Source organism: Pontibacter sp. FD36 (assembly GCF_015686655.1).
Classification (GTDB): Bacteria; Bacteroidota; Bacteroidia; order Cytophagales; family Hymenobacteraceae; genus Pontibacter.
Genome location: NZ_JADPMP010000013.1, coordinates 46,883 through 73,278 on the forward strand (window position 1 = coordinate 46,883; position 26,396 = coordinate 73,278).

At 51.8% G+C, this 26,396-nt stretch carries 19 protein-coding genes; 9 read left to right on the forward strand and 10 right to left on the reverse strand.

The annotated features are described in order from the left end of the window. Positions 1–223: 223 nt before the first annotated feature. Positions 224–6,046: a carboxypeptidase-like regulatory domain-containing protein gene (locus I0P70_RS17965; RefSeq protein ID WP_196120543.1), complete on the reverse strand. Its 5,823-nt coding sequence runs from the start codon at positions 6,044–6,046 to the stop codon at positions 224–226. Positions 6,047–6,466: 420 nt separating this feature from the next. Here I0P70_RS17965 and I0P70_RS17970 point away from each other — a divergent pair, with 420 nt between their 5' ends. Further along, on the forward strand, positions 6,467–6,829 hold the full coding sequence (locus I0P70_RS17970) for an anti-sigma factor antagonist (RefSeq protein WP_196120544.1): 363 nt from the start codon (positions 6,467–6,469) through the stop codon (positions 6,827–6,829). A 92-nt stretch (positions 6,830–6,921) separates the two neighbouring features. Here the strand turns inward: I0P70_RS17970 and I0P70_RS17975 are convergent, their stop codons facing one another. The 4 genes from I0P70_RS17975 to I0P70_RS17990 form a co-directional block, all read right to left on the reverse strand. After that, on the reverse strand, positions 6,922–7,938 hold the full coding sequence (locus tag I0P70_RS17975; protein ID WP_196120545.1) for an NADP-dependent oxidoreductase: 1,017 nt from the start codon (positions 7,936–7,938) through the stop codon (positions 6,922–6,924). Between the two features lie 143 nt (positions 7,939–8,081). Beyond that, positions 8,082–8,762 (reverse strand): TetR/AcrR family transcriptional regulator, encoded by a 681-nt coding sequence (locus I0P70_RS17980; protein ID WP_196120546.1) that lies wholly within the window; start codon positions 8,760–8,762, stop codon positions 8,082–8,084. Further along, positions 8,737–9,408, reverse strand: a complete 672-nt coding sequence (locus I0P70_RS17985) for a carbonic anhydrase family protein (RefSeq protein WP_196120547.1) — start codon at positions 9,406–9,408, stop codon at positions 8,737–8,739. The genes I0P70_RS17980 and I0P70_RS17985 overlap by 26 nt, the downstream gene beginning before the upstream one ends. A 41-nt stretch (positions 9,409–9,449) precedes the next feature. Then, positions 9,450–11,015: a SulP family inorganic anion transporter gene (locus tag I0P70_RS17990; RefSeq protein WP_196120548.1), complete on the reverse strand. Its 1,566-nt coding sequence runs from the start codon at positions 11,013–11,015 to the stop codon at positions 9,450–9,452. Between the two features lie 300 nt (positions 11,016–11,315). On the opposite strand from I0P70_RS17990, the gene I0P70_RS17995 reads away from it, so the two are divergent. Further along, the gene (locus I0P70_RS17995) at positions 11,316–12,566 is read left to right on the forward strand and encodes a pyridoxal-dependent decarboxylase (protein ID WP_196120549.1); all 1,251 of its coding nucleotides are present in this window, start codon (positions 11,316–11,318) and stop codon (positions 12,564–12,566) included. An 82-nt stretch (positions 12,567–12,648) separates the two neighbouring features. Here the strand turns inward: I0P70_RS17995 and I0P70_RS18000 are convergent, their stop codons facing one another. Together I0P70_RS18000 and I0P70_RS18005 are read right to left on the reverse strand one after the other, a co-directional pair. After that, a complete protein-coding gene (locus I0P70_RS18000; protein ID WP_196120550.1) occupies positions 12,649–13,896 on the reverse strand; it encodes a pyridoxal phosphate-dependent aminotransferase in 1,248 nt (415 codons plus the stop codon). 267 nt (positions 13,897–14,163) lie between these two features. Then, positions 14,164–14,709, reverse strand: coding sequence for a DUF4142 domain-containing protein (locus I0P70_RS18005; RefSeq protein WP_196120551.1), 546 nt, complete (start codon positions 14,707–14,709; stop codon positions 14,164–14,166). A 502-nt stretch (positions 14,710–15,211) separates the two neighbouring features. On the opposite strand from I0P70_RS18005, the gene I0P70_RS18010 reads away from it, so the two are divergent. The 3 genes from I0P70_RS18010 to I0P70_RS18020 all read left to right on the forward strand — a co-directional run bounded on the left by I0P70_RS18010 (position 15,212) and on the right by I0P70_RS18020 (position 18,213). Beyond that, on the forward strand, positions 15,212–15,682 hold the full coding sequence (locus I0P70_RS18010; RefSeq protein WP_007661021.1) for a LexA family transcriptional regulator: 471 nt from the start codon (positions 15,212–15,214) through the stop codon (positions 15,680–15,682). Beyond that, positions 15,675–16,949, forward strand: coding sequence for a Y-family DNA polymerase (locus I0P70_RS18015; protein WP_196120552.1), 1,275 nt, complete (start codon positions 15,675–15,677; stop codon positions 16,947–16,949). Before I0P70_RS18010 ends, I0P70_RS18015 begins: the two co-directional genes overlap by 8 nt. 202 nt (positions 16,950–17,151) lie before the next feature. Continuing rightward, complete coding sequence (locus I0P70_RS18020; protein ID WP_196120553.1) at positions 17,152–18,213, forward strand: PA0069 family radical SAM protein; 1,062 nt, start codon at positions 17,152–17,154, stop codon at positions 18,211–18,213. Between the two features lie 64 nt (positions 18,214–18,277). Here the strand turns inward: I0P70_RS18020 and I0P70_RS18025 are convergent, their stop codons facing one another. Next, positions 18,278–19,144 carry a manganese catalase family protein gene (locus I0P70_RS18025; protein ID WP_196120554.1) on the reverse strand — a complete coding sequence of 289 codons (867 nt, stop codon included), beginning with the start codon at positions 19,142–19,144 and terminating at the stop codon, positions 18,278–18,280. Between the two features lie 241 nt (positions 19,145–19,385). On the opposite strand from I0P70_RS18025, the gene I0P70_RS18030 reads away from it, so the two are divergent. Together I0P70_RS18030 and I0P70_RS18035 are read left to right on the forward strand one after the other, a co-directional pair. Further along, positions 19,386–20,177: an FRG domain-containing protein gene (locus I0P70_RS18030; RefSeq protein WP_196120555.1), complete on the forward strand. Its 792-nt coding sequence runs from the start codon at positions 19,386–19,388 to the stop codon at positions 20,175–20,177. A gap of 92 nt (positions 20,178–20,269) precedes the next feature. Beyond that, complete coding sequence (locus tag I0P70_RS18035; RefSeq protein WP_196120556.1) at positions 20,270–21,385, forward strand: hypothetical protein; 1,116 nt, start codon at positions 20,270–20,272, stop codon at positions 21,383–21,385. A gap of 24 nt (positions 21,386–21,409) precedes the next feature. On the opposite strand, the gene I0P70_RS18040 is transcribed toward I0P70_RS18035, so the two are convergent. Continuing rightward, positions 21,410–22,789: an alpha/beta fold hydrolase gene (locus I0P70_RS18040; RefSeq protein ID WP_196120557.1), complete on the reverse strand. Its 1,380-nt coding sequence runs from the start codon at positions 22,787–22,789 to the stop codon at positions 21,410–21,412. A 313-nt stretch (positions 22,790–23,102) separates the two neighbouring features. Between I0P70_RS18040 and I0P70_RS18045 the strand changes: the two genes are divergently transcribed. Together I0P70_RS18045 and I0P70_RS18050 are read left to right on the forward strand one after the other, a co-directional pair. After that, a complete protein-coding gene (locus tag I0P70_RS18045; RefSeq protein WP_196120558.1) occupies positions 23,103–23,999 on the forward strand; it encodes a transglutaminase in 897 nt (298 codons plus the stop codon). A gap of 124 nt (positions 24,000–24,123) precedes the next feature. Beyond that, positions 24,124–25,290 (forward strand): sigma-54 dependent transcriptional regulator, encoded by a 1,167-nt coding sequence (locus tag I0P70_RS18050; protein ID WP_196120559.1) that lies wholly within the window; start codon positions 24,124–24,126, stop codon positions 25,288–25,290. A 146-nt stretch (positions 25,291–25,436) separates the two neighbouring features. Here the strand turns inward: I0P70_RS18050 and I0P70_RS18055 are convergent, their stop codons facing one another. Next, entirely contained in the window at positions 25,437–26,363 is a 927-nt protein-coding gene (locus I0P70_RS18055; protein ID WP_196120560.1) for a zinc-dependent peptidase, read from the reverse strand. Positions 26,364–26,396 lie beyond the last annotated feature (33 nt).

Below are 26,396 nucleotides of genomic sequence, written 5' to 3' on the forward strand. Positions count from 1 at the left end.
CTGCATAGTGCAATTTATGCGACATTATTATAAATCACAATATAACATTACAAAAATTTTAACAATAATTTAATAATGCCCAAAAACAGGCCTTCTGAGGCCTAAACGCACCCCTACGCAAGTCTAAACACCTAACAGACAGGTTTATAAATTCATACCTACTTAATATCCCTGCGAGTGCATCCTAGAAAAAATCAACGGCATGCAGCGTATCTGTCTGGGGCTACTCAATGATGACACCTTTTATCCCCGTGCGGCCATAAAACACAGGAAAGTACATCAACTCTGCCTTTGCCGGATTGACGGTAAAGGTGCCGTTGTAGCGCGGCAGTAGTTGGATAGTATAGGTATGCTTTCCTTTGGGCAAACGGTCAGCAAAGATGGCGACTTTGTTCCGGAAGTATTCGCGGTGCACTTCGTAGGAACCTCTGCCTTTTTTCCCGTCGTAAGAGCAGCCAGCAGGAATAGGCACTTCGATCAGCACGTAGTCGGCATCGGCTTTGGCCTCCACCTCCACCACCAGCTCGACAGGTTTACCCGCCTTCAGGGTGGCCTGGCTGGCTATACCTTTAAAAGAAGTCGACACAACAAAGTCTTTCTGCACTGGCTCCGGGCTGGCGTTCCAGTGGGTTTGGTAAGCAGTCAGGTATAGTGGGAGCTTACCGGTTTTACTGATAACCAAAGGCTGTCCCGGCAGGAAGGTGGTATCCAGCGGAAAATCGGTTGCTTCCAGACGCAAGGGCCCCGTGAGCTGCAGGCTATTCTGCAGCTGTGGCTGACTTCCTTCTTCCTTACTCAACAGGTCAGGCAGCAGTGTCTCCAGGATGTGGGCCGACTCGTAGGTGTTGCGCCAGCGGCCGTTACGGCGTTCGCTCAGCAGGAAGGCGCGTATGCTGGCCAGGTCCTGCTCGTGCCCACCGGCCGCTTTCAGGATGTCGTAGGCCAGCAGGGTGTTGGAAATGTGGTTGTTGAAGAGGCTATACCTGTTCTCACCCCAGTGCAGACCGCCGAGCGTGGTCACTTGCTTATACTTCTGAAGCGTGTCGAGCGGGGCTTCTAGCTTGAGCAACTGGCGCATGCGGGTAAGGCGCAGCTGTTCTTCCAGCGATAGTCTGTCACGCTTAGAAAGCTCCACCACGTAACGGTTATAGTCGACCTTGGCCTGCAGCTTGTGCAGCGTTTCGAGCATCATCAGTTTGTCAATGAAGCGGGCCTGCTCCAGCCGGTAGACCATAAAGTCCAGTAGCTTCTGCTCGTCATACTTCGGAGCGTAGCCTTCCGCTTTGGCCAGCGACAGGGCCTCTACCACGTGGCTCGTAATCCAGGTATAGGCCGGACCGGACTGCCACCAGGTCCAGGCACCTTCCGGCAGTTGCGTCTTTTCGAGGTGGCGCACCAGGCGGCGGACCATGCGCTCGTGCGTGAACTTCTCCCCCAGCTGTTCCCGAATGCGCTTTTCCAGCAGCAGTCCTTTTAGTTTGGAGGCTGCCTGCTCGCTGCACCAGTATTCATATTTGTGCAGGTAGTCGATCTCTTCCAACATCACCTCCAGCAGATTGCCCTTCGCATGCAGTTTCACGGGACCTTTAACCGGATCGAAATTCAGGGTTACCGTCGTGTCAGTGTGCAAAGCCAGGAAATGTCCAATGGTTTCTTCGGTGCCTTTAGGGTATACCCGGATGTGTCGTCGTTCGCCATCAGCCATTCCTTCAGCTGACCGCAGGGCAAAGAGCACCTCCACGGAGTCAGATGCGACAGACGGGGCCGTGAGGGTAAGCGTGTCGGTGTGTGCCCGCTTGAGCAGAATCTGGCTTTCGCGCATCGGCTTTCCTGCCACCTCAAAGCGGGTACTGATACTGGACGAGTCCGGCAGGTAGTTGAGCGCCTTGCCGATGACCTGCGTTTTGTCCCCTTCCACCAAAAAGCGCGGCATCGCCAGCGTGGCCATCATGGCTTTAAAGGATTTGATGCTGGTGCTGTAGATGCCCGTGCGCTTTTTGCCGTCCATGCCCAATACATAGGTGTTCCAGCTGGTAATGTCGCCCGGGAAGGTAACCGGGAAACTCGCCTGCCCCTTGCGGTCGGTTAGCAGGCGCGGCTGCCAGAAAGCAAAGTCGGAGAAGTTTTCACGGATAGCACCGGCCTCATCCACCGGCAACTCTGCGGTCAGGTTGGCAGGACCGCCTTTGCCGCCGATGATGATCACACCCCCCGCCGCTACGGAACCATAGAGTGCCATGCCAGCCTCAGCGCTCAGCTTGGTCATGGAAGCGATCAAAGCCGGATCCAGGTCAGATAGTTCGCCGCTGTAGGGTACTCCGTTCACTATAATAAGTGGCGAACTGGCGCTTTGGATAGTGGCGTTGCCTCGGATGCGTATACCCTGTGCACGCCCTTCTACTACTGTTGCAGTAGCAGCTGCGTATGTCATTTCACGCTTCTGCTGTACGCCATAACCAACAACGACCACTTCCGAAAGCTGCTGCATATCAGCGCTAAGAGAAGCGTCTACAATCCTCCTGCCCTCGGTGGCTACTTCTGATGTTACATAACCTATAAAGCGAAACACCAGCACAGCATTGGAAGGCACACCAAGTTGGTAATACCCGTTTGCATCGGTAGCCGTACCGATGCGCGTGCCTTTCACCAGCACGGCCACACCCGGCAGCGGCGTGCCTGATCCCGCATCGACAACTATACCTGAAACGGTGGTGCTGTACTCATGCAGGCCGGAGGTGTAACTGTCGTTGCGCATCTGCCGGATCACTTGCTGCTGCACCTCTATACTCACTCCTCTCTGGGCTTCTCGGATCCTTCTTTTGATCAACTGCTGCAGCATTTGGCTATACCTGTCTGCCTGCTGTTGCGCATTGGGTTTCAGGTATAGCTGCACCTGTCCGTTTGCCTGCACCTGCAGGTCGGTGGCCACATAGCTACTATCCGGAAACAGGAGTGCCAGCCGGTACTTGCCAATCGGTATACCTGTCATCAGGATATTACTGCCGCTGTAGAGTCGGGCAGAATCGGGCTGGCCGGCCTTGTGCAGGACGGCTACGGCAGGCATTTGTGTGAAGGCGCTGTCGAGTCGCCAGCCTACACGGCCTTTGGGCAGGTAGTCATCGTAAAGCGGATTGTTGCCGAAGGCTTTCTGCAGCCAGAACTGATGCTGTAGTTCCTCCCACTCCTGTTGCAGTTGCTGCTCAGTTGAGGCTTTGTCGTATAACGGCACCGGATTTCGCTCCTTCTTATTCCAGTTGCCAAGGTGAACATGATCCGGCAGGAGCTTGCGCTCGCGCATTTTGAGCAATTCCCGCTCGAAGGTATAGGTATAGCCGGCCTCCAGTTCAAACGAGGTGTTGAAGCGGTTATACCTGGTGAACTGCAGATAGCCCGGCGAGAAAGGCCCCGCCAGCACGGACTTCGTTGCCGAGTAATAATGGTTGTTACGGGCAGGGTTATCCTCAATGCGCAGCACCCGACGGCCCTGCTTCAGATAAGCCAGATCGCTGCCGAAATTATGCTCCACCTGCATCAGGTAGCCGTGCAGATTGTTGCGCTCCCGGGTCGAGAGGTAGTCTTTCCTTTCAGCTTCTTTCGCATAAGGCACAGTACCTGGCGTGAGGTCAGCACTCAGTACCAGTTTGTGGTAAGGCCGCAGGTATACGCTGTCGAGTGTAACCAGCTTGTCTGCCGTGCGCATCACAATGGTGTGGTAGCCGCTGTCGGCCGCAAAGGAATAGGCCGGCACCACATCCGTCCCTGAAAAATACACCGGCACCCGGTCAAGGTATACCACATGCACCGGCACCACCCGGCCAGAGTCTACCACAAAGGGCGAGAATTGCGTCAGGCTGTCGCGGGAAAGGCTGTACTCGGTGAAAATGCCCTGCTTCGGGTAGAGGAAGTTGTAATAGGCGATGCTGTCGAGCCCCATGCGGCGACTCCATGCGTTCCAGTCCATGAGCTGCGTGGCGGCTTTGGCCTCGTTGTTCAGCCGCAGCTTCTGGTAGGATTTGCGGCCTTTATACCTGTCCCAGGAAGGCAGGCTGGGCACACCCTGTGCCGTGAACTTTGATGTGATGGCATAGGCGGTAAGATCGGTATTGGGCACTGGTTTTCCTTTGGCGTCACGCACGGTCACAGTCAGATCGCTCTGCTGCCCCGGGTATACCACCTGCGGTGCCTCTACCTCTACATTCAAGGTATACTTGCGATGCGGGGCCACTTTTTCATCCGACCGGATCTCGCCGCCCCACATGTAGCGCAGTGTCACAAAATAAGGATCGTCTCCACGCAGCGCACGGGTATAGCTGAAGTCACGCTCCTGGCCTTTGCCCTGGTATACCAATTTATCGCCCCGGTACACAAAGTACCAGTAAGGCAGCTTCCGCGGATTGTCCAGCACGAAATAGAGCGAATCGTTACTACGATCGGTATAAGCCTGCACTAGCGCATTCTCTGGGTTCAAGGCAAGCGTTTCCTCCTGTTCCGGAGTCTGCAGTATGTAGCGTCGCACATAGGGGTTCACTGGCAAACGGTAAGGCAACTGCACCTGCTGCTCCAGTACTTTGTTGCCTTTTGCGTCAACGGCAATCAGCTTTGCCTGGTGCGGCATGGGCTTGCCGCCTTCCAGGTATTGGGCCAGCAAACTATCCTGCGAGAGCGAAAGTTTCAACTGTCCCGGCAAATAGGTATAGCTAGCTTCGGCCGACTGAAAGCTGCGCTCATTGCTGCTGTTCAGAAAGTCAGCTCTGACCTGGTAACGCAGGGAAGCTTTCGGGAAAGCCGTAGCAGGTATGGAGATGCTCGTTTCGCCGGCAGCCTCCAGCGCCTGGCTGTGCTTCCAGAGCGTGTCCGGTACAAACACCTGCTGCTCCCGCGACCCGAAAACCTGCCGGGTAAGTACCACCACCTCTACCCGGGCGTCGAGCAGGTTGAGACCGTTGGCATCCGTGCCGCGCACATGCACTTGGTTCTCCACACCCGCCTGGTGCTCTTCATGCGCCAGGCGCAGGGTATACTTGTTTTCCTTCAGTTCATAGTCTTCATAAGTGAAAGAGTGCCGCACCAGTTCATCCCCCCGCTTATTGGTCCTTTCCAGCGTTAAGGTATAGCTGGCATCCAGACGCAGGTTCAGGCTGTCGTGCAGCACAAACCAACCTTCGTATGCTCCCTTGCGGTAAGGTGCGAGCTCCCCCATCTTCTTGCGCCTGATATTATAGCCATTTAGCATCAGCTGCGCCTTGTATTGCACTGGTCTGCCGTTTTGGTTCACCACATAGGCTTTATACCTCACCGTGTCGCCAGGCTGGTATAGCGGTTTGTTCGTAACGAGGTAGCCTTTATACTTTTCAGGTTTGTCAAGACGGTACTCTTCGTCAAAAATTGAAGCTATCCTGCGGATCCACCCTTGCGGCTCCCCCCACCTAATGGTTCTGTACACATCCCGAAACGGGCGCCATGTGTAGTAAATGGGCCACGTGTTGATCAGCCGCTGCCACCACTTTGGTTTGTAATGGTACTGATGCTGCGGTGTGAGTTCCTCATAAAAGGTTAGGCCCGAGTGGCTCACGCTGAGGATTCCTTTTTTAGGTCCCTTCTTCAGGCGGTAGGTATTGGTTTTGCTGTCGAATGGCACACGCTGCTTGCCAGCCATCACCTCTGCATCGGTCACCAGTTGTCCCATACTGTCATGCACCAGCAGCGCGAGCTCCGGCTGCAGGTGCAGCAGCTTCGCCTGCAGCTTGCTCTTCGTCTCCAGCCAGTATACCAGGTCAGGGCCCTGGGCGTGCATGTACAGGTAGTGGCCTTGCGGCAGCGGCTTTGTGTAAGTCTTGTTGATGGCAAAGGAATCGACTACCGTGTGAAAAAAGCTGCTCTTTACCACATCCGGCCCCTTCTCATAGATTTTCAGGGCTTGCTCGTCAGTGATGCGGTAGATGTAGGTATAGGGACTGCGGAGTTGGGATTTAGCCAAGCGTCCTTGCGCGAAGGCCTGTATCGAGAGCAGCAAAAAAAGCAGTAGCAGTGGTAGTTGTCTTAGCATAGCGGCGGCATCAATTCCTTATCAATATACTAAAAATAATATATTGATTCCCCTGCTTGTCAGGCCCGCCTTAGAGGTGGCACAAGCAGGCTGCCTGCCATTTCATAATCACCCTAAACAATCCACCTGAGCCCATATTACATTTTAACAACAATAACTTATTTAAACCTTATATTGATTTTATACAATAAATAAACAATCAAATTATCAGTAGTTATTTAGGTTTTCAGTAATAAAAATCACCATTTTAAATCATTGACTAAATTTATTACAAAGTAAATAACTATATACTAATTACCCCGTACTTTAAAAATACAATACTCACCCAACAATATGTTTTTAATTTTATAGTATTAAATAAAGGACTCCCGCTGCTAAAGCACCTCCTTTGTATGTTAAATTTTTTTCAGGAACGTCGACATGGAAATAACCAACCACACCTCGCACCAGAATCGCCATATCTCTTTTGTAAAAGGCCTTGTGAAAGAACAAGCGCTTGATAAAGTTCACCAGGCAATCGCTAAAGCACCGACGGACAGCACAAAAGAACTTTGGATCGACTGTTCGCACGTTGACCGCCTGCACCTGACCAACAGCAGCATCTGTTCTTTTGTGAGCGAACTGCTCAAGATCCGGAAACAGAATGTAAAAGTCGTGCTCTATGACATGAACGCCACCACTGAGCGCCTGTTCCGATTGCTCCGCCTCGACTCACTGTTTGACAAGGCCAGTTCAGAAGACAGGGCAGCGCTACAAGGCAGTTCACAGTCAATCGCCGCCTAAAACATTACTTACAGCAACAGAAAAGCCCCGGAGAAATCCGGGGCTTTTCTGTTGCCACTAGTGTCCCGCCAATTGCTTTGAACATGTGTTGCTCAATGGGCGTTAAAATCAGCTACTTTCACAAGTAGCTTGCCTGTGTTCTCCCCCCTGAACAAGCCGAAGAAGGCCTGTGGCAATTGATCAAACCCTTCTAAAATATGCTCTTCGTACTGTAACTTACCGGCTTTAAGCCAACCCACCATTTCTGTGGCCGCTTCCGGAAAGCGTGCGGCGTAGTCACCCACAATAAAGCCTTTCATGAGAGCGCTCTTCTTCAACAGGATTGGTTCCACCCGCGGACCTGTCGGAACTGAGGTGGCATTGTACAGCGCGATCTGTCCGCAAACAGCAATGCGTGCAAATTTATTTAGCAGACCATACACGGCATCCGATATCTCTCCTCCCACATTGTCGAAGTAAACATCCACGCCATCGGGGCAGGCGGCTGCCAAAGCTTGCTGCATATTGTCTGTAGTTTTGTAATTGATGGCCTCGTCAAAACCAAGGTCGTTTTTGAGGTATGCTGTTTTGTCGTCGGAGCCAGCTATACCAACCACGCGGCAACCTTTGAGCCTGGCAATCTGCCCGACCACAGTGCCAACTGCTCCCGCCGCACCCGACACGACCACCGTCTCCCCCTCTTTCGGTTCCCCGATGTAGAGCAAACCGCAATAGGCTGTCAGGCCGGGCATACCCAGTATACCTAAGTGATAACTCAGCGGCGCCAGATCCGGGTCCAGTTGGTTAAGACCTTTGCCGTTGGAGATGCTATAGGTTTGCCAGGGCAGGTTACCCAACACTATTGCCCCTGCTTTATACCTGTCGTTCCGGCTTTCAACGACTTCTGCCACCACACCTCCGGTAATGGGCTCGTTCAGGTTATAGGGAGCTACATAGGATTTGGCGTCGCTCATGCGACCGCGCATGTAGGGGTCCACCGATGCGTACAGCGTCTTGAGCAAAAGCTGCCCTTCCTGCAGTTCTGGTAGCGCTTCCTCCTTAAACTCAAAGTTCTCCTCCGTCGGCATACCCTTCGGACGACTTTTCAATAGAATGCTCTTTGTTTTCATACCTTACAGTTTGTTATACCTGTGTTGTAAGTAAAACACATGGCAGAGGTTATGTTTAGCTGTAAACTACCACCTATAAAACAAAAAGGATGACACCGGCACCAGGGCCAGTGTCATCCTTTTCAAGGATCGTAAATAGTTCGTTATCGCTCGAGGGTTTTGAACACCATGTGCGTCAGAAAATCCTCCAGCTCAGTGCCACCGTCTTCTTGTATGTTCGTGAGCGAAGGCAGGTGCAGCGCAAAGAACTTCTGGTAATGCGCACTCTCCGCTATCGTAGAGACCAAAGAGGCCGGATGCTTGTACTCCGGGTTGATCTCGCGCACAATGTCAGCTATACGCTTACACAGGCGCTTGTAGCTCAAAAAGAAGCCTTCCTTATTGTTGGCATCCACCTCCTTGGTGAGGTAGGCTTTGGCTGACTCGGCTACCACTATGCGCTGCAGGGTTACTTCATCGATGTGCTCAAATTCCATGTCGTTTTCGATGCGTCCCGACAAAATGCTGATCGCAATGCGCAGGCGGTCTTCAGGTGAATTGATGTTGTTAATAGCAAACACCAACCTGTATTCCAGCCAGTTCCAGTACCACGAGATCAGGTATGAGAGCAGCATGTGCTTGCTCTCAAAGTACCTGTAGATCGTCGCCTCTGTGCTGCCGATGCGTTCAGCCAACTTCTTAAAGGTGAAGGCCTCCAAGCCCAGCTCATCGATCAGAAAGATACCGTGTTTGATAATATCACGACCTTTCTCTGATGCTTCGGGGTCTTTGAGGTATACCTTCTCCTCTACTTTGATCTTAATATTTGCCAGCAAGTTCCTCATGCAGGGTTTCAGTCATATTTTCTACATCGTCATAGAAGGTCACTACGCCGGTCTCTACGTCGTACATGCCACCTACGATGCCAATCTCGCCTTTTTCTATCATTTCACGAAGGATTGGGCTGTTTTTCTTGATTTCGCCCACCGTCCACACAACGTTGGTTTCAGCTACTTTTTCTACAAAATCCGAATTTTTGGAATTTCTTTCGCCATCATACTCCACGGCATTCACAGCAGGCTCTATCTTGTGCAGCAGTGTGCTCAGGTTGCCCATCTCTACGTGGTCGCAAGCACCCTTGATAGCGCCGCACTTGCTGTGGCCCAGCACCACTACCAACTTAGAGCCAGCCACTTTGCAGGCAAACTCCATACTACCCAGAATGTCCTCGTTCACGATGTTACCGGCGATGCGGGCACTGAATATGTCGCCAAGGCCCTGGTCAAAAATCAACTCAGCTGAAGTGCGGGAGTCGATGCAGCTCAGGATAATAGCAAATGGATATTGCCCCTCTGACGTTTCGTTCACCTGCTGCAGCAGGTTACGGTTCGCTTTCAGGTTGTTTACGAAGCGCTTGTTGCCTTCAACCAATATCTCTTTTGCGTGCTGTGGTGTCAGTTCTGCCTGTGTCTCTCTGTTTTGGGTTCTCATTGGTGTAGTCTTTTATAGTAGTTTAGTAAAATGATGACTCGTTAAAACTTCATACCCTCGTACTCCAGCTTTTCATCTTCAGCCGTCTGTTTTATGGTAAGTTTAATGTTATTGCTACGGGCGGTCTCTTTGTAGTTCTCGATCAGTTCGATCACATCCGGGTCTACCACGGCCGAGCGGGACATGTCTATTTCCAGTTCAGCGCCTTCCGGCACTCTGCGAAGTTCCTCCAGGATATTGCCCTTGTTCAGGAAAGTCACTTCCTCTGCCAGCACAATGCGGTACTTCTCTCTGCCTGCCTGTGATTTCTCCTTCACTACGGTGTGTGACACGTGGTAGCTGTTTTTGAGGATAAAGAAGATACCCACTACCATACCAATGCCTATACCTGTGAGCAGGTCAGTGAACACGATGGCCAGCACGGTTACTACAAATGGCAGAAACTGGCTCAGGCCACCACGGTACATGGCTTTGAACAGGGCCGGCTTGGCCAGCTTATACCCCACCACAAACAGAATAGCGGCCAGTGAGGCAAGCGGTATCAGGTTGAGCAGACCAGGTATAGCAATTACGCTGGCCAGGATCAGCACACCGTGAATAAGGGCCGAAAGCTTGGTACGGCCACCTGACTGAATGTTGGCTGAGCTGCGCACGATCACCTGCGTAACAGGCAGACCACCGATCAGCCCCGATACGATGTTACCGACGCCCTGCGCCTTCAACTCGCGGTTAGCCGGGCTGATACGCTTCTGTGGGTCCAGTTTATCGGTCGCCTCCAGGCAAAGCAGGGTTTCAAGGCTGGCTACGACTGCAAGTGTGCCCGCCAACATTAACACCTCGTAAGTGAGGATACGGCTGAAGTCAGGCGCGGTAAACTGCTGAAAGAAGCCGCCCACACTCGTTGCCACCGGTAGTTCTACCAGGTGGTTAGCGCGCAAGGCCATCTCCGGGAAGGCGTTCAGGAACACCAGGTTCAGCACAATACCCAACACCACCACCACGAGCGGACCCTGTATGATCTGGAAAATTTTGCCTTTCTTAGACAATACCATATCCCAGAAAATCAGGATAGCCAGGGAAAGCGCACTGATGATAACCGCTGCGGGTGATATATAACGTAAAGAGTTAAAGATTAATGAAAAAGTGGTTTCGCCAGATGGCTCCAGGAAGTGCAGACTACCCTCGTAGCTTTCATCATACCCAAAGGCATGCGGAATCTGCTTGAGGATAATGATCACACCGATACCCGAAAGCATCCCCTTAATAACCGAGGAAGGGAAATAATACCCAATGCTCCCCGCTTTCAGGAATCCGAGTACCAGCTGTATGACACCAGCCAGCACTACGGCAGACAGAAACACTTCAAAACTGCCCAGACCCTCAATGGCATGCAATACAATCACGGCCAGGCCTGCCGCCGGACCACTTACCCCCAGCTGCGAACCGCTGATAAGTGTTACGACTATACCTCCTACAAAGCCGGCAATGATACCGGAAAACAGTGGAGCGCCGGACGCCATGGCAATTCCAAGGCAAAGCGGTACTGCGACCAAAAAGACCACAATACCTGCCGGCAGATCATTCTTTAACTCTTTAAAGGTAACCATAGCGCTTCTTCTTCAATGGATAGGTTTAAAACTTGTTACAATAGTATTACTTTAACGCCACAAAGTAAAGCACTGTTTAGTTCAGTTCCCAACTTTTTTTGAGTGACTTTTATCAGATTGGCAGTGATCTTCATCATTTTTTTTGATACAAGACGGGTGTAACTCGCAGCTTGAACAGCCAGGGTAGACAGATGTTCGCTTAGGGCGTGTCTTTTTAATGTCGTAAATTTGCCTTTGAAAAGTATCAGGAAGGCTCTATGGGTTTTGCCTTCTGTTTTAAAATCAATTTCGCTTACAAGTATGCAACAGTGGACTAAACTGAATAAAGAGACAATCCGGACCATCGTGTTCAACGCCTTAGAAGAGAACGTAAATTTCTATGACGAGAACATACTGGGTATACCGGGTTCCCACCTCGATAATAAGGTGTTTTACCAGGATGCGCCTTTTTTGAAAGATGCCCCCTTCCTGACGGCCCTTATTCATAATCCAAACCACATCGGCTGTCATACCCTGGGAGCTTCCGAGTCCTTTTTCAGAGGTACGCACCAGATCGAGCGTGAGTTGATTGGTCTCTGCGCCGAGCAAATCCTGAAAGCCGAGCCGGGTAGCTGCGACGGCTATGTGGCAGCCGGCGGCACCGAGGCCAACCTGCAGGCCATCTGGATCTACCGCAACTACTTCCGCAACATAGACGGTGTGCGCAACGACAGCATCTGCATCCTCTGCTCCCGCGACAGCCACTACTCCATGAGTAAGGCCGCCAATGTATTTGACCTCGACATCGCCACAGTACAGGTCGATGACAACACCCGCGCTATTGATGAGAGGCACCTGCAGGAGGTGATCGCCGCTCAGAAAGCCAAGGGGAAAAGCCACTTTATTGTGGTGGCCAACATGATGACAACTATGTTTGGATCAGTGGATAACGCCGATATATATGCAGCTGCACTTGAAGCCAACAACTGCCAGTTTATGATTCATGTGGATGCAGCTTTTGGTGGCTTCATCTACCCTTTCACTAACCCAAACAATACGCTCAACTTCCAGAATAAATACATCACCTCTGTCACGCTGGATGCCCACAAGATGGTGCAGGCACCTTACGGTACCGGTATCTTCCTGATCCGGAAAGGCTTGATGCAGCACGCCAATACCAAGGAGGCGAGTTATGTGGAGGGCGAGGACTTTACGCTGATAGGCAGTCGCTCCGGCGCCAACGCCATTGCTGTCTGGATGATCCTGATGACCTACGGGCGCTACGGCTGGGAGGAGAAAACCACTACCCTGCTCAATCGTGCCGCCTGGCTTGCTGCTGAGCTCGACAAGGCAGGTATAACCTACTACCGCAACCCTTACTCCAACATCATCACGATCCGCAGTGAGCACCTGAACAAAGGCATTGCCGGCAAGTATGGCCTCGTTCCGGACAACCACCAGGATGCCAACTGGTATAAAGTAGTGGTGATGGACCACGTGACCATCGACCGCCTGATCCCGCTGCTGGAAGACCTGAAGACTTATCAGCATGAAGCTTGCCTGGCGGAGTAGCTCTATACCTGACAATTATCTTATAAAGCAACAAAGGCTCCTTTAACGGGAGCCTTTGTTGCTTTATAACACTTTGCTATACCTACAGCGCCTCCATAAGCTGCCTCCGGGTAGCTGCGCCTGTGCCTTTATAGTTTTGCAGGAACAAGGCCAGTTTGTCCATGGTCTGGCTCAGTTCCTGCAGCTCCGGTAGGTATACGATGCGGAAATGGTCTGGCTGCTGCCAGTTAAAGCCAGTTCCCTGCACCAGCAGTACATGCTGCTCCTGCAGAAAGTCCAGCACAAAAGCCTGGTCATCGGCTATGGCGTACTTCTTCACATCGATCTTCGGAAAGAGATAGAAAGCCCCTTTTGGCTTTACGCAGGTGATGCCAGGTATAGCGGTCAGTTTTTCGTAACAGATGTCCCGCTGCTGGCGCAGCCTGCCAGTTGGCAATACCAGGTCCTGCATGTGCTGATAGCCTTCCAGAGCTGCCTGTATAGCAAACTGCGCCGGCACGTTGCTGCATACCCGCAGGCTGGCCATGGTGTTTAGCCCGTCGATGTAGCTTCTGGCTTTGGCTTTGTTGCCGCTCACCAGCATCCAGCCAGCCCGAAAACCAGCTGCCAGGTAGTTTTTGGAAAGTCCGCTGAAAGTCACTGTCAGCACCTCGTCCGAAAAAGTGGCCGTGGAACGGTACTCCACCTCATCGTACAGGATCTTATCATAGATCTCGTCTGAGAACAGCACCAGGTTGTGCGCTGCTGCCAGCTCTACCAGCTCCTGCAGCAGCTCCGGGGCGTATACCGCACCGGTCGGGTTGTTGGGGTTGATGATCACTATGCCTTTGGTGCGGCTGTTGATCTTACTCCTGATATCGTTCAGATCAGGGTTCCAGTCCGAGGCTTCGTCGCAGAGGTAGTGCACGGCCTTGCCGCCCGAAAAACGCACCGCCGCCGTCCAGAGCGGGTAATCCGGTGAAGGCACCAGCACTTCGTCTCCCTCATTAAGCAAACCCTGCACCGCATGCAGGATCAGTTCGCTCACCCCATTGCCAATGGAAATATCGTCGGTGTGGATGCCGGCTATACCTTTGGCTGCATAGTAGTTTCTGATAGCTTCGCGGGCCTGCAGGATACCCTTATGGTCGGAGTAGCCCTGCGCATGGCGCAGATTGTCCAGTATGCTTCGGGTTACCTCCTCGGGTGCGTCAAAGCCGAAGGGAGCCGGATTGCCGATATTCAGCTTCGTGATACGATGCCCCTCCAACTCCAGTTCCTTCGCCTTCTCGTATACAGGGCCACACAGTTCATAGTGAACCGCATCGAGCCGCGTGCTGCGTTGTATCATATGGTATTGCGTTTCCTCAAAAATAGGAGTTTGCCTTACATCATGTGCTAGTACAGGTATAAAATGTTTCGCCCTGTTCTATAAAGCATATCTGCACCCGGCACTGCTATTGCACACCAACTAACGCTCAGAAAAACCTGTTGAAAACAGGCACGCCTGATTTAAACTTATTATTGATGCACCGACTTACTATAACCTGAATAACAAATCATTAAAAAACCTCCTGCAGATTAGGCAGGAGGTTTTACAAATTAACATTAGCAAGCGCTACAGTGCATCTGTCATATCATCCAGTTCACGTGCATGTTCTAGGTGCATACGCAGCGTAGGCAGTATCTTCTGAGCGAAGGCCCGCAATTCGGCATCCTCCAGATCCTCGACAGCCTGCTCGAAGAGTTCTACCGCGTCTTCATGCGCCTCCTCCTGCACATCCGAAAAGTCTTTGTCGAAGTCTACTCCTGTCTTACCGTTAAGCCGGGTTATAATAGCCTGCTTTTCCTGCGGCAGCGCGGTGGGCACCTGCAGGTTTTTCTGCTGCGCCAGCGCCATTAGCTCCTGGCTGGAAGCAGTATGGTCAGCCACTATTTCTGTGGCAAAGTCCCGCACCTCCTGCATAGTTGACTTCTGAAGCGCCATATTGCCGGTTTCTATTTCAAACATATCGCTGACGGCAGCACGTTGCACAAACTCCTGTGCTGTCAGACGGTCCAGGTTCGGATCACTATTATCATCGTCATCATCACAACTCACTAAAAACGCAAGTGGAACAAATAGCAGCAACAACCTCCATCTCAGATCTTTCATTTGTTTCATAGTTAAATACTTAAGTTAACGGATTTATAAACACGCTGGAAAAGTATAATTCATTCCCACATATTTTTAACGCAGCTATTGCTTCTCCAGCTATTGAATTTGTACTGAATCGAATCCGTATAAATACATAATACACACATTGCCATACTTTTGTATTCCAATTATAATATTGAACCACTGCTATATAAATCTGCACGATAGGTATAACTAAGCTGGTTTCTCAGTTTTCAAGCCCCCTCAGCATTTTAAATTTCTCAGCTAGCCATAACACCAGGTATAGCCTGCCAGCGCCTTTGTTAAATACAAGCTTAGCCAGACTCCCAGGCGTATATAGCTTGGTATTCATTGAATTGCTTTCTTTCTGCTTTTGCTTTCAGACAATTTGCAAGGTTCTTCTTGAAGCAGAACCAAAAACTAAATTTTTTAGTATATATTGCCAAATATATTAGCAAAGTCTATATTTGAGGCATGTGTCGCGAAAGAGACCAAAAGAGAAAGTACTATGGAAAAAACACATACCCTAAACACCCTGCCGGAGAGCCTCGAGTTGCTCCCGCTCCGGGCCACAGAACTACTTGAGTTACCTATCAGCCAGAGCTACGTAGCGGCAGGCTTCCCCTCCCCGGCCGAAGATTACCTGGAAGACAAGATCAACCTGCAGCAGGTACTCATCCGCAACCCCACCGCCACCTACCTGGTGCGGGTGCGGGGCGAGTCCATGCGTGATGCCCGCCTGCACGACGGCGACATACTGGTAGTAGACCGCTCCCTGAAGCCCAGTCACGGGCACATCATCATCGGCGTAGTGGATGGTGAGTTCACCGTGAAGCGGCTCTTGCAGAAAGGACTTCGGCTATACCTGCAACCGGCCAACGAGCTGTACCCGCCTGTGGAGATCACCGAAGAGATGGATTTTAAACCCTGGGGCGTCGTGGTGTGGTCGCTTCACAAGGTAAACGGCGGCCATGACTAGCCTTTTTGCTCTCGTGGACTGCAATAACTTTTATGCCTCCTGCGAGCGGGTATTCGATCCGAAACTGGAGGGCAAGCCCATTGTGGTACTCTCCAACAACGATGGTTGCATCATCGCACGGTCCAACGAAGCCAAGGCGCTGGGTATACAAATGGGAGAACCAGCCTTTAAAGCAAAGGATACGATAGAACAGCATAACGTACACGTTTTCAGCAGCAACTACACCTTGTATGGCGATATGTCAGCTCGGGTAATGCAGACACTCGGGCAGTTCACTCCCAACCTGGAGGTATACTCTATCGACGAAGCTTTCCTGGACTTGGGCAACTTCTATGGCCGCGACCTGGACCAGTATGCCGGAGAGATGCGCCATACCGTAAAGACCTGGACAGGTATACCGGTGTCGGTGGGTGTAGCCCCGACCAAGACACTGGCCAAGCTGGCCAACCGGCTTTCCAAAAAGTCGAAGAAGGCGGATGGCGTGCTGGTGCTGACCGATGAACGGCATATACAGGAAGCTTTGCGACGCACTGAGGTGGGCGATGTGTGGGGTGTGGGCAGACGCTACGCCCGCAAGCTGGCAGCTTTTGGCATCCATACGGCCCTGGACCTGCGCAACACCTCCGATGCCTTTGCGAAGAAACACCTGACCGTGGTAGGCCTGCGCACCGTGCGGGAGCTACGCGGCGAACCCTGTCAGGATCTGGAGATGGTAGCGCCTAACAAGCAGCACATCTGCACCTCCCGCTCTTTTGGTGGTCCTGTGACCGAGCTTTCGCAACTGAAAGAAGCCACCGCTAACTATGCTTCGCGCTGTGCTGCCAAGCTGCGCCGCCAGCAGAGTTGTGCAGGCGCTATTACAGTATTCCTGGAGACAAACCGCTTCCGGGAGGGTGACGCCCAGTACTTTAACAGCAAGACCATTGCGCTGCCTACGGCCACCAACAGCACCCTCGAACTGCTACACTACGCCAGCATAGCCCTGCAGGCGCTCTACCGCGAAGGCTACCGCTACAAAAAGAGCGGAGTGATCGTGTCGGAGCTGCGGCCCCAGAACCAGGTGCAGACTTCCCTGCTCGACACTGTGGACCGCGACAAGCACCAGCGCCTGATGCAGACCCTCGACAAATTGAACGGCGCCTTAGGCCGTGACACGGTCACCTGCGCCGCGCAGGGCACCACCCGACCCTGGCAGCTCAAATGCGAGAAGAAATCGCCGTGCTATACCACCCAGCTAAAAGGCCTGCTATGTATCGGTACAAGCTAAGATTTAGGTAAAGGCGCTTACAAGTTCAATCACCCTGCTTCTCCTCAAAAAAAGGTTGGCTTACTCAGAGGAAGAAGTCGAATCCCCTGTCACCCTGTAAAGAAACTTGCTTGAAGGGAGGACTGCTTCATCTGTCACCAGGATCCTAGCAGGATGACAAAATTGAAATCATAGAATCATTAACAAGAGAATCACCGCTACTATGAAAGCAGAAGAATTTTTGAAAGGACGCGGCGCACAGTACAATCCCACAAACCCATACCTGAAACAGGAATATGTAGCCGAGCACATCGAGGGACTGGATGAGGCGATGCTTTCTAACTCTAAAACGGAGTTCTTTGCGGAGCACCCCAAGAAAATTGTGAATAAAGTGGAGAGTCCGGACCTGGGGCTCTCCTATTCCATGAACCCCTACCAGGGCTGCGAGCATGGCTGTGTGTACTGCTATGCCCGCAACTCACACCAGTACTGGGGCTATGGCGCCGGACTGGATTTCGAGCGCAAGATTATCGTGAAAGAGAATGCCCCGGAAGTGCTGGCTCGTCAGCTGGAAAACCAGAAATGGCAGGTAATGCCCATTATGCTGGCTGGCAACACCGACTGCTACCAGCCCATTGAGGCGAAGAAGCAGTTGACCCGCCGTATGCTGGAGGTGCTGCTGCAGTATCGCCATCCGGTCAGCATCATCACCAAAAATGCCCTGATTCTCCGTGACCTCGACTTGCTGCAGGCACTTAATAAGCTAGATCTGGTGCATGTGAACATCAGCATTACGACGCTGGACGAGAAGCTGCGCCAGAAACTGGAGCCCCGTACTGCCACCGGAGCCAGACGTCTGCAGGTGGTGAAACAGTTGGCAGACGTAGGTATACCTGTCAATGTGATGGTGGCTCCTATTATACCTGGGCTCAATGACTCCGAGATTCCGGCTATCATTAAAAGTGCAGCCGAGGCGGGTGCCAGCAGTGCGGCCTATACCATCGTGCGGCTCAACGGCAGCATCGGCCCCATCTTCGAAGATTGGATCCGGGAGGCCTTCCCCGACCGCGCCGATAAGGTGTTGAACCAGATAGCCGACTGCCACGGTGGTCAGCTAAACGACAGTCGCTTTGGTACACGCATGCGGGGCGAAGGCAAATTCGCCGAAGCTATTAACAAGCTTTTCCATATGAGTCGCAACCGCTACATGGCTGGCCGAAGCATGAAACCTTACAACTATAAGCACTTCTGTACCAGAGCAGGTATACAGATGAACCTCTTTTAAAAGTTGAAGCGGGTACAGGTATAAAACCTGCACCCGCTCCTTCTTCTATGGGGACCTTGATGGCTTAAAGCGTTCCTTTTATCTTATTGATGATTCCTCCTTTCCCGTCTATCTGCTCTACCTGAGCATGACCTCTTGGATCTGGTGGGCCGAGCTGGGGTTCACCGCCCTGTGGCTCTGCCGGGGTCATTTTAAACTCACCTTTTCCATCCATGGAAGTACCCTGCGACCAACGGCCTTCTGCTCGTGGCGCCCCGTTAATGGCCGTGCTCACAAAAGCGTAATTGAATTGCTGGTTTTCCTCGGCCTGCGGGAAACTGTTCGGAATTGGGTGAACACCTTCTAAGCCGCCCAGTTCTTCTAACACGGCCAGCCACTGGTTCTGGTGCATGGTATCGCGGGCGATCAGGAAGGCAAGCATGTCCTTCATACCTGGGTCGTCGGTTGCTTCCCATAGGCGAGTAGCCAGCACGCGGCCCGTGGACTCGGCCATTACATTGGCATACATATCAGCGGCCAGGTTACCGCTCCCCACTACCCAGGAACCGTTAAAGGGAACCCCGTTACTGTCGACTGCCATTGCAGCGAGACCTGAGGAAAGCACGTGTCGCGGATTCATCCCGCCCATCACAGCGCCAATTACCTTATCTTTAGCCATATCCTCTTTCAAAGAGAGAGGAGCGCCCTCCAAGTTCAGCGCCACGGCCGTAGCCAGCATTTCGATATGGGCCATTTCTTCTGTACCGGTTTCCAGCAGCATGTCACGGTACTTGGCAGGTCCCCTGGCACCCCAGGCCTGGAACAGGTACTGCAGACAAACCCTGATCTCCCCCTCAATGCCACCAATGGCCTGCTGTAGCATATTGGCAAAGGCCGGGTTTGGCTTTTCTACTCTTACTTTGTACTGTAGTTTGTTATCATGATAAAACATAGATGTATAGGACTTATGAGTAAAACATTTCAGAACTTACGGCATGCAGTATCAGATGTTATTAATCAAGTACAAATACGTAGCTATAAAATACAAAAGCATAGTTAAATGAAAGTATAGGTATAGAAGCATGCCGTTGAAAATTTATCAGCGTTGCTACCTCCATACTACAACATTTTTCAGCTAACAAGGTATAGGAAGCAACCCCGCCGCCTGCTATTATAAGACAGCAAACGATTACATGGAACCCGGAAAAGACATCATTGTAAACAGTTGGGCAGAAGTACAATCGGCCTTGTTCGACCACAGTTGGAACGAGAACATCAAGCGATTCCGCTCCTCCCATGTATACCGTGGCAGTTGGAGCAAAGAGTACGACCTGAGCACCAGCCTGACCCGCCTCGGCAGTCGCTACTACGAACTGGAGCCACACATTCTGCGAAACTTCCGAAAGTACGCCCACAGCAATTCAGCTCCCGGTGATTCCGTTTGGAACTGGCTGGCGGTGGCACAGCACCACGGTCTCCCTACCCGCCTGCTCGACTGGACCTACTCGCCCTATGTGGCCCTGCATTTTGCCACCCAAAACCTCTCCAGCTACCATGAAGACGGCGCCATCTGGTGCGTGGACTATGTGAAAGCCAACGACTTTTTGCCGCTCAAACTGCAAACGGCTATCAAAGAAGAAGGCTCCAACGTATTTACGCCCGAGATACTGCAACCCGTTTGCTCTTCCTTAAAGGAACTGGCTTTGCTGCAGAATAAAGAATATGTGGTGTTCCTGGAGCCGCCTTCACTAGACGCCCGCATCGTGCACCAATACGCTTTGTTCTCCCTGATGTCAACAGCGCAGGCAAACATGAGCCAATGGCTGGAGCAGCATCCGGAACTGTACTTTAGAGTGATCATTCCAGCCGGACTGAAGTGGGAAATACGCGACAAACTGGATCAGGCCAATATCACCGAGCGGGTGCTCTTTCCAGGTTTGCAGGGGCTGAGCCAATGGTTGAAGCGCCACTATACGCATGAGTAAGTTTTTTACTAAAAAAGGGAGTCTAGTCGCTGTTTCCTCACAAAATATCTATACTTTAATAGACTATTTACATCGAATACCCATACCCAGCCATGAATTCCTTTTTACCCACTACCCGTGAAGCGATCAAAAGCTTCATGTTGAACAACTTACCACCTTATCACTTAAAAAAACACCTAAAACCTGCTGCGGCAGTACTGGCAGCTACACTCCTGCTAGGCTCCGCATCCTGCACCCAGGACAAAGAGGTCCATTCTGCTACGTTGCCGGCCTCAACTGAAAAGTACGAACTGCCGGCTCAACCAACTGACAGCACTGCCACCGCTTCTAGCGACACCGTAGCGGCACAAACTCCAACTGTTACACCTGCGCCAGCTTCTGCTTCTGAAGCGCCTACCGTATACCCAGGACCTGAGCCGCTGCCAGGTGCTATCCTGCCGCACAAGCGCATTTTGGCCTACTATGGCAACCCACTGTCAAAGCGCATGGGCATACTGGGCGAGTATCCGGTGGATGAAATGCTCCGCCGTCTGGATGAGGAGGTCGCCAACTGGACAAAGGCAGACTCCCTGACACCGGTGCAGCCTGCCCTACATGCCATTGTGGTGACGGCACAGGGGCACCCCGGCCGTGGCGACAAGTACCGCCTGCGCATGACTGATAAGATGATCGAGGATGTGCTGGAGATGGCCAGACAACGCGATGCTATTGTGTTTCTGGACGTACAGGTTGGCCGCAGCACCCTCCCTGAGGAACTCCCCCGCCTAACTCAGTTCCTGAAGCTGCCGAACGTACATTTAGGTATAGACGCTGAGTTTGCGATGAAGGACGGCGAAGTACCGGGAAAGAAAATCGGAAGCTTTGACGCCGAGGACATCAACTATGCCACCGAAATGCTCGCTGACATCGCGAAAGAATACAACCTGCCGCCTAAGTTGCTCATCGTGCACCGCTTCACACAGCGCATGATCCAGAACTCGCAGGATATCAAACTAAGACCGGAGGTGCAAGTGGTCATGCACATGGACGGCTGGGGACCACCGGCGCTGAAAAGAGACACGTACCGCCGTTTTATCGCCAAAGAGCCAGTACAGTTTACAGGCTTCAAGGTGTTCTACAAGAACGACACCCGCAATAACTCCCGCCTGATGACGCCTGAAGAGATTCTCAAGCTTAATCCAAAGCCATTGTATATTCAGTACCAATAGAAATAAAAAGAGCGTAGCCGACGGCTACGCTCTTTTTATTTTGTCTTTCATCCAGGTGTCCACTAACTCCACTAACTTCTGGTTGAACCTGGGCCGGAAAGTACTCTCTTCGGCACTTCCACGCCTCTTTACGTGCTCCTGCATGGTCCCTACCTCCATAAAACCATGGTCGGTACGGGGCAGCAATTCAAAAGTAGCTTTGCCAGGATGGTAGCTGTTGACCAGGTTCACAACTAACTGAGCACCTGATGGGTCCAGAGCGGCCACATCGGCCTCTCCATAGATTGCCAAGGTATAGGCATTGGCATCGCGCCATGCCTGGCTCATGGGGAGGTCCTGCAGATCCTGCAGGAAGGTGTAATGCCGGCCATACAGGTGCCCTTGCCCATCATAGTCCATGATGTTTTCCAACGCAGTGCGGTAAGCAGGATTCTTTGCCAGTTCCTCCGGAGTTTTTTTCAGGATCATAAACTCATAGAGCAACGGCACCACAGTTCGCATGTCCTGGTCAACCTGCACGTAATCAGCCCCCAGGAGGGTGCGTTGGTCACGGTATACCTCCAGCAGGTATTCAAACCAGGGCTTTCCGGTGATGCCGTACACCATCAGGCCTTTGACTTTCTCCTGGGCGGCCATCAGCGGCGCCGTGTTGCCGCCAAGGGAATGACCGAACAGGAACACATTCTCCGGATCAACGGCAGGGTCCTGCTTCAGCAGCTTCAGACCGGCAGTGAAAGCCTCAAGTTCTTCCTGATAGCCGATCTCGGTACAGGGCTTGCTTCCCTGGCTGTCACCGGAACCGGGCTTGTCCATTCTGAAAACGGCGTAGCCCCGGGCTACCAGGCCATCGATCAGCTGTCGCTGCGGGTCTTCGGCCGGCAGGTTATCCAGGCTGCTGCAACCATAGCCCTGCACAAAAAATATGGTCGGGAAGCGGCCTTTACCTTTTAGCTTTTTCAGGATGGAGCGGGCATAGCGATTGTCAGGAAGGGGCACCTCCCCATACCTTACCTCCGCATTCGGGTCGGTTTCGAAAGGCATAGGTTGTACTTTTCCTTTTACAGTGGTCTGCTTACCCTTGCGATTGAGATCGAGTGTCACAAACTCTCCTGTGCGAAACTGACGGGCCATCGCGGGCACGTCCATGTAGTTGTTGATAGGTGTACCGTTGACACGCACAATCACGTCGCCGACCTGTAGCTTGAGGGCAGCGGCTGTGCTATTGGGGATCACGCGCCTCACAAAGGCTCCCTGGGTACCGGAAAGGCGATTAGCAGCGGCCAGCGAGTCGGTGACCGGCGATACCTGTACACCCAGGAAAGGACGGCGTTGCAGCTGCTGTCCCCACGCCGCAGTACAGGCAAAGAGGCAGAAGGCAAAGAGCAAGTAAATTGTTTTTTTCATAGTGCAGAATACCATGCTGATGCGATGATGTACTCAATTTACGTGGTAAAATGAAGCTTTGCGAGAGGAGACCTCTCAAAACAGGCACTTTTAACTAAATTTTAACCTTTTTGCCTGAAAAGGCTTTCTGATTATGGAAAATATTGCCGAAATTATCAGCATACCGCCACGCAGGTAAATAATTTAAAATTTTCAGGAATAGAAGTGAGTAAAAAGGCCCGGATTTTGCGTTACAGGTATAAGATAATTCAAGCCAATGCACTTATAAAGCCAGAAGGGCTATAGGCGCCAGAAACCACAAAAGCAGGGAATCATGACGCAATTGTTTAAGCTCTCCAATCTGACTACGTTTTTAGTTCGGTTCATTCAGATCATCATCGTATTCCCGATGGCGGTTCTGATCAGCTTTTACTTACCCCCTATCAGCTTCATCGACTATGAGCTGAATTTCCTGCTGTGCGTTATTCTGGCGGCCATTGTCTCGGTGATTGTGACCACCATCAGCAAAAAGCTGATCCTCCTCCTCTTTGTAGGCATCATGGGAGCCATGTTCTTCAACAGCACCTTCGACGATTATACAGTAGAGAACCTTTACGCCGATTACAATGCCATGCTGGTGAACATGACCAGCAACTCCAGCAAAGTATCTTATTTCAAACCGGTGCGGGGTACTTACTTTCAAGAGCGCCGCGTGAAAAGTGCCATGCAGCCGACCCACCCTGTGGTGCGCTCCTTTGCTGTCGAGAACTCCACCCGCTTTTTTCATGACGAGTACTACCGCAAGTATGGCAAGATGGTGCGCTACTTCTCGCTCTTTAAGCATGTACGCAACAGCTGGCGCTATGTAAATGACCCGCTGGGCCTCGACTATTACTCGCCTCCTACCGAGAGCATCAAGCTGCTGGCCGGCGACTGCGACGATTATGCCATCCTGATGGCTTCTTCTATTATGGCCATTGGCGGTGAGGCCCGCATCGTGATCTCACCTAACCATATGTATACAGAAGTAAAAATGGGAACCGTGGAAGACCTGGACAAGGTAAGCTATGCGGTGCGTTCACTTTTCCCGGATGAAGTGACCGGCGGTAAAATTCACTTCCACGAAACCAACGGAGAGCTTTGGATCAACTTCGATTATACGGCAGGTTATCCGGGCGGTCCTTTCCTGGAGCCGGAACTGTACAGCGTGATCAACTTCACGAATTCTTAATACCGGTTTATACCTGACGGGTAGCTAAATTTTTAGATTTATCGTACAAATGCTGCAGCCGCTTGATTAGCGGCTGTTTATTTTCTATACTTACCGTTTACAGCATAAAACGAACGAAAAAAATATGCCCAAAATCCTGATTATAGATGACGAACGGGCCATTCGCAGCACCCTGAAAGAGATCCTGGAGTTTGAAAACTATACCGTAGACGAAGCCGAGGACGGCCAGAAAGGCCTGCACCAGATTGGCAAGTCGAAGTATGATGTCGTGCTCTGCGACATCAAAATGCCAGGTATGGATGGTATAGAAGTGCTGGAAAAAGCCATGGAAATGGCACCTGACACTCCTTTTATCATGATATCAGCGCATGGCACCATCGACACGGCCGTGGAGGCTACCAAAAAGGGTGCCTACGATTTCCTGCAGAAACCACCGGATCTGAACCGTCTGCTGGTGTCCGTGCGCAATGCGCTGGACAAGTCGAACCTGGTGACCGAAACCAAGATCCTCAAAAAGAAAATATCGAAGACCTACGAAATGGTGGGTACTTCAGAAGCGCTGGGCCGCGTCAAGCAGGCGATCGAAAAGGTAGCCCCTACTGATGCCCGTGTGCTGATCACTGGCCCGAACGGATCGGGTAAGGAGTTGGTGGCACGTGCCATACATGAGCATAGCAACCGCGCCAATGGTCCGCTGATAGAGGTAAACTGCGCCGCTATACCGAGTGAACTAATCGAAAGTGAGCTGTTTGGCCACGAAAAGGGCTCTTTTACCTCCGCTGTGAAGCAGCGCATTGGCAAGTTTGAGCAGGCCAATGGCGGTACGCTCTTCCTGGACGAGGTGGGCGATATGAGTCTGTCAGCACAGGCCAAAGTGCTGCGTGCTTTGCAGGAGCATAAAATCACCCGTGTAGGTGGCGACAAAGACATCCAGGTGGATGTGCGTGTGCTGGCTGCTACAAACAAGAACCTGCTGGAAGAGATTGAAGCCAAGACCTTCCGCGAAGACTTGTACCATCGTTTGGGGGTGATCCTGATCCATGTGCCGCCGCTGAACGAGCGCCGCGAGGATATACCTGATCTGGTGCAGAAGTTTCTGCAGGACATCGCCAATGACTACGGCAACAAGCCAAAGGCCATCACAAACGATGCGCTGGAATACTTAAAGACGCTGGACTGGCGCGGCAACGTGCGTGAATTACGCAACGTGGTAGAACGCCTAGTGATCATGAGCGGTCAGGAAGTGTCGCTGGAAGACGCCAAGGCTTATGCCCGTCCTGCCGGCTCTTAACCATATCTTATACTCATCTATGCAAAGCGCCCCGACCAATTGGCCGGGGCGCTTTTATTTTATACCTGTCGTACTGTTTGAGGTTAGCTATTGCCGCAGTGTATGAGCTACTTAGAAACCAGTCTTTACACTTTTAAGCAATCCAATTACGCTGCCGCTTTGCCCTTCTTCAGCATACAGCATTGCTTGTACTTCTTCCCGCTGCCACACGGGCATGGTTCGTTCCGCCCCAGGCGCTTACCATAAGGGTTGAGCAATTCCCGAAAGTTGATACGAAACCGCCTCTTAGGATTCTGCTGAAAGACTTTGGTCAGCATTTCGTACAAGCGCGGGTGCTTTTCAGCCAACTGGTCCGGCTTCTCAAAGAAATACTCCGTGACCACCGCAAAGAATTCTGCTTCGCTGGTCGCCCCATAATTGTTGATGTCCGACTTCCCCTTTTCGATCTGGCTGATCTTGCGGTACATCAGCTCTTCCCAGGGCTGCAGCAACTCATCCGGTAAGTAAGCTTTAGGTACACCGTCTATCTCGCCGTCGGCCTGATCGAGCATGTGCGCAAACTCGTGTATACCTACATTCTTACGGTCGGCCATGTCATTGAAGCCCTGTTCCAGCGCCGGTTTGGACAAGGTGACGTAATGATCATTCTGAAATGGGTTCACGCGTCCCAGTACCTCCGAAACAGCTTCGTTATCCTGATTCTTGTATCGGTGTATACTGCCAGGGAACACCAGCACCTCTCCCAGGTTATGGTACTCCCAGTCCTTGAAACCGAAAATCGGAATGATAGCGCTGGAACCAACCAGCACCTTCGTTGTGTCGTCTACCTCTGTGTCTATACCTGTGATGCGCTTCTCAGACACAAAAAGAAGAAGTTTTCGTTCAAAGCGCTGTTTCTCCTCTTCGGTTTTTAAAGTATGGTAAAAGCCTACACGGTCTTGCAGGATCTTGCGCCACTCCACCGGAAAGCCTTTCTTCAGAATCTGCTTGCGGTGACGCTCCTTGCGGGTGGCCCACCTGTAAAACAGCAGCAGCATACCTGCTACCAGTGCAATAAAAAATACATAACCCATGGGCAGCTTAAACGGAAGATAGATGTTTTGGAT

Bases quoted from the DNA above. Each gene is read 5' to 3' on its own strand.
- I0P70_RS18000 (WP_196120550.1), bottom strand. From the start codon at position 13,896: ATGATACAACGCAGCACGCGGCTCGATGCGGTTCACTATGAACTGTGT.
- I0P70_RS18045 (WP_196120558.1), top strand. From the start codon at position 23,103: ATGACGCAATTGTTTAAGCTCTCCAATCTGACTACGTTTTTAGTTCGG.
- I0P70_RS18005 (WP_196120551.1), bottom strand. From the start codon at position 14,709: ATGAAACAAATGAAAGATCTGAGATGGAGGTTGTTGCTGCTATTTGTT.
- I0P70_RS17970 (WP_196120544.1), top strand. From the start codon at position 6,467: ATGGAAATAACCAACCACACCTCGCACCAGAATCGCCATATCTCTTTT.
- I0P70_RS18015 (WP_196120552.1), top strand. From the start codon at position 15,675: ATGACTAGCCTTTTTGCTCTCGTGGACTGCAATAACTTTTATGCCTCC.
- I0P70_RS18030 (WP_196120555.1), top strand. From the start codon at position 19,386: ATGGAACCCGGAAAAGACATCATTGTAAACAGTTGGGCAGAAGTACAA.
- I0P70_RS17975 (WP_196120545.1), bottom strand. From the start codon at position 7,938: ATGAAAACAAAGAGCATTCTATTGAAAAGTCGTCCGAAGGGTATGCCG.
- I0P70_RS18055 (WP_196120560.1), bottom strand. From the start codon at position 26,363: ATGGGTTATGTATTTTTTATTGCACTGGTAGCAGGTATGCTGCTGCTG.
- I0P70_RS18050 (WP_196120559.1), top strand. From the start codon at position 24,124: ATGCCCAAAATCCTGATTATAGATGACGAACGGGCCATTCGCAGCACC.
- I0P70_RS18035 (WP_196120556.1), top strand. From the start codon at position 20,270: ATGAATTCCTTTTTACCCACTACCCGTGAAGCGATCAAAAGCTTCATG.
- I0P70_RS18025 (WP_196120554.1), bottom strand. From the start codon at position 19,144: ATGTTTTATCATGATAACAAACTACAGTACAAAGTAAGAGTAGAAAAG.
- I0P70_RS17985 (WP_196120547.1), bottom strand. From the start codon at position 9,408: ATGAGAACCCAAAACAGAGAGACACAGGCAGAACTGACACCACAGCAC.
- I0P70_RS18010 (WP_007661021.1), top strand. From the start codon at position 15,212: ATGGAAAAAACACATACCCTAAACACCCTGCCGGAGAGCCTCGAGTTG.
- I0P70_RS17965 (WP_196120543.1), bottom strand. From the start codon at position 6,046: ATGCTAAGACAACTACCACTGCTACTGCTTTTTTTGCTGCTCTCGATA.
- I0P70_RS17995 (WP_196120549.1), top strand. From the start codon at position 11,316: ATGCAACAGTGGACTAAACTGAATAAAGAGACAATCCGGACCATCGTG.
- I0P70_RS18020 (WP_196120553.1), top strand. From the start codon at position 17,152: ATGAAAGCAGAAGAATTTTTGAAAGGACGCGGCGCACAGTACAATCCC.
- I0P70_RS17980 (WP_196120546.1), bottom strand. From the start codon at position 8,762: ATGAGGAACTTGCTGGCAAATATTAAGATCAAAGTAGAGGAGAAGGTA.
- I0P70_RS17990 (WP_196120548.1), bottom strand. From the start codon at position 11,015: ATGGTTACCTTTAAAGAGTTAAAGAATGATCTGCCGGCAGGTATTGTG.
- I0P70_RS18040 (WP_196120557.1), bottom strand. From the start codon at position 22,789: ATGAAAAAAACAATTTACTTGCTCTTTGCCTTCTGCCTCTTTGCCTGT.